The following is a 3,103-nucleotide window of genomic DNA, read 5'->3' as shown; positions in this document are numbered from 1 at the left end:
CTGCACGTTGCGGCCTCGATCGGTGGCGCGCTCGCGCCGAACGTGGAGGTGCTCGCGCTGTTCCGCGTGCTGCAGGGCATGGGCGCCGCGGCCGGTGGTGTCGTGGCGATGGCGACCGTGCGCGACCTGTTCGGCGGCAAGCCGCTCGTGCGGATGCTCTCGCGCCTGGCCATGGTGAACGGGCTCGCCCCGATCCTCGCCCCGCTCATCGGGTCGCAGATGCTCCGGTTCGTGAGCTGGCACGGCATCTTCGTGTTCCTGGCCTGCTACGGCCTCGCCGTGGTGATCGCGTCCGTCCTGCTCATCGTCGAGACCCTGCCGCCGGCACGGCGTCACGAGGCGGGGCACTCCAGCGTGCGCCAGCGGTACAAGGCGCTGTTCTCCGACCGCATCTTCGTCGGCGTCGCGCTCATCGGCGCGATGGTGTTCAGCGGTCTGTTCTCGTACCTCAGCGCGTCGCCGTTCCTCTTCCAGGGGCTCTACGGGCTGAACGCGCAGCAGTACGGCCTGCTCTTCGCGGTGAACTCGATCGGCGTCGTGCTCGGGGTGCAGATCTCCTCCCGGATCGCGCAGCGCGTCGGCCCGCAGTGGATCCTCGCGTGCTCGACGGCGACCCTGTTCCTCGCCGCGGTCGCGATCATCGTGCTCGACCAGCTCGGCGCAGGGCTCGTCGGGGTGCTCGTGCCGCTGTGGTTCTTCATCGCGGCCTGCGGCTTCTCGTTCCCGCTCGTCCAGGTGATCGGACTCGCGTCGCACGGCAAGGAGGCCGGCACCGCCGCGTCCCTCCTCGGTGCCCTGAACTTCGGCGTCGCCGGGATCATCTCGCCCGTCGTGGGCCTGATCGGCATCACGACGGCGACCCCGATGGCAGCCGTCATGGCGTGCACGTCGGCCGTCGCGGTCGTGCTGCTCTGGACCGTCGTCCGACCGCGGACGGTCCCGGCGCTCTCGCACTGACGTCGGGCGGCGGGTCGGCGGTTCCGGCGGTCGTTCCGGTGCAGCGCGTGTCGTCGCTGTGGAGCGACGCCGCCGCTGTCGTCCGACGACGGCGGCGTCGTCTGACGACGGCGGCGTTGTCCGACGACGGCCGGGCCGAACCGGCGACCGCGCGCGTTCGTATGCTGAGCGGCATGAGCGACGCGGTGGAGCAGGCACGGGCGGCGGCAGCGGCGGCGAAGGCCGCAGCGGACGAGGCGCGGAGGCTGGCCGACGAGGCCGCGGCACGCGCCGAGGAACTCGCAGCCGCGCTCGCGGCCGCGTCGAGCGACCAGGCCGAGGCGCCGTCGGCGACCGTGCCCGTGCCCGTGCCTGCGCCCGCGCCGTCGACCGCGGTCAGCGGCGGGGACGCCGCGTCGGCGACCACCGGTCCGGGTGGGACGACGTCCGCGACGGATGCCGCGCCTCCCGGCAGTGGCACGCAGGGCGTCCCTGCGGACGTGACCGGACCGCTCGGCGCGGACGCGGTCGCCGCCGTCCGGGACGGCTACCAGGTGGACGGGAGCGCCCTCGAGCTCGGCGCACTCGTCAACGGTGACGCGCTGCCCGACGTCCAGGTCCGGATCCCGCTCGGCATGCTGAACCGCCACGGGCTCGTCGCCGGAGCGACCGGGACCGGCAAGACCCGCACGCTCCAGGTGCTGGCCGAGCAGATCGCCGCGAACGGCGTCCCCGTCTTCGCCGCCGACGTCAAGGGCGACCTGTCCGGCCTGGCGGTCCCGGGGACGGGGAGCGAGAAACTGCTCGCTCGGACGGCCGGCATCGGGCAGGACTGGAAGGCCGTCGCGAGCGAAGCGGAGTTCTACAGCCTCGGCGGACAGGGCACGGGCGTCCCGATCCGGGCCACCGTGTCGGGGTTCGGTCCGCTCCTGTTGGCGAAGGTGCTCGGCCTCAACGAGACGCAGGAGTCCTCGCTCGGTCTCGTGTTCCACTACGCGGAACAGGCCGGGCTGCCGCTCGTCGACCTCTCGGACCTCCGCAGCGTGCTCACGTTCCTCACCAGCGACGCCGGCAAGGCGGAGCTCGCCGAGCTCGGGGGACTGTCGAAGCAGACCGCCGGGGTCATCCTCCGTGAGCTCATCACCTTCGCGGACCAGGGCGCCGACCAGTTCTTCGGTGAGCCGGAGATCGACACCCGCGAGTTCCTCCGGACGGCGTCCGACGGGCGCGGCGTCGTGAGCCTCCTCGAGGTTCCGGGCGTCCAGGACCAGCCGCAGGTGTTCTCGACCTTCCTCATGTGGCTCCTGGCGGACCTGTTCAACGAGCTCCCCGAGGTCGGCGACCAGGACAAGCCGGAGCTCGTCTTCTTCTTCGACGAGGCGCACCTGCTCTTCTCCGGTGCATCGAAGGACTTCACGGACCAGATCGTGCGCACCGTGCGGCTCATCCGCTCGAAGGGCGTCGGCATCTTCTTCGTGACGCAGACGCCGAAGGACGTGCCGAACGACGTCCTCGCGCAGCTCGGGTCGCGCATCCAGCACCAGCTCCGCGCGCACACCCCGGACGATGCGAAGGCGCTCAGGGCCACCGTGTCGACCTACCCGACGAGCGACTACGACCTCGGCGAGGTCCTCACGTCATTGGCCACGGGGGAGGCCGTCGTCACCGTGATGAACGAGAAGGGTGCGCCGACCCCCGTGGCGTGGACGCGCCTGCGAGCGCCGGAGGGATCGATGGAGCCGATGCCCGCGGCGGACCTGGACGCGCGGGTGCAGGCATCGCCGCTCCTCGCGACCTACGGGACGCGGCTGGACCCCGACTCGGCGTACGAGATGCTCGCGCGCCGGATGGAGGCCGCGGCGGCCGAGGCGGCCGCCGCCGATGCCGAGAAGGCCGCTGCCGCCGCGGCTGCCGAGGCGGAGAAGGAGGCGGCCCGGGTTGCGGCCGCCGCCGCGAAGGAAGCGGCCGCCGCCGCGAAGGCGGCCGCCGCGAAGGAGCGGCAGGAAGAGCGGGACCGGTCGGCGGCGCAGCAGGAGTACGAGCGCGCGCAGCGGGAGTTCGAGCGGGCCGAGCGGGCGGCGGAGGCACGGCGGACGAAGCGGTCGAGCCCGCGGAGGACGACGTCCACGCGCTCGGCGGGGGATCCGCTGTCGGACCTGCTCGGGTC

The 3,103-nt window shown here is 72.8% G+C and carries 2 protein-coding genes; both read left to right on the top strand.

Annotated elements, in window-relative coordinates; all coding sequences use genetic code 11:
* Positions 1 to 957, top strand: a 957-nt coding sequence (locus I59_RS12120; protein ID WP_031273712.1) for an MFS transporter, incomplete at its 5' end; no start/stop codon positions are given.
* Between the two features lie 173 nt (positions 958 to 1,130).
* On the top strand, positions 1,131 to 3,103 hold a 1,973-nt coding region (locus tag I59_RS12115), incomplete at its 3' end, for a helicase HerA-like domain-containing protein (RefSeq protein ID WP_031273711.1).

The organism is Curtobacterium sp. B8 (genome assembly GCF_000333315.1).
GTDB classification, from domain to species: Bacteria; Actinomycetota; Actinomycetes; order Actinomycetales; family Microbacteriaceae; genus Curtobacterium; species Curtobacterium luteum.
Note: the sequence above shows the minus strand (reverse complement) of the source record. Positions and strands in the feature narration are given on the sequence as shown.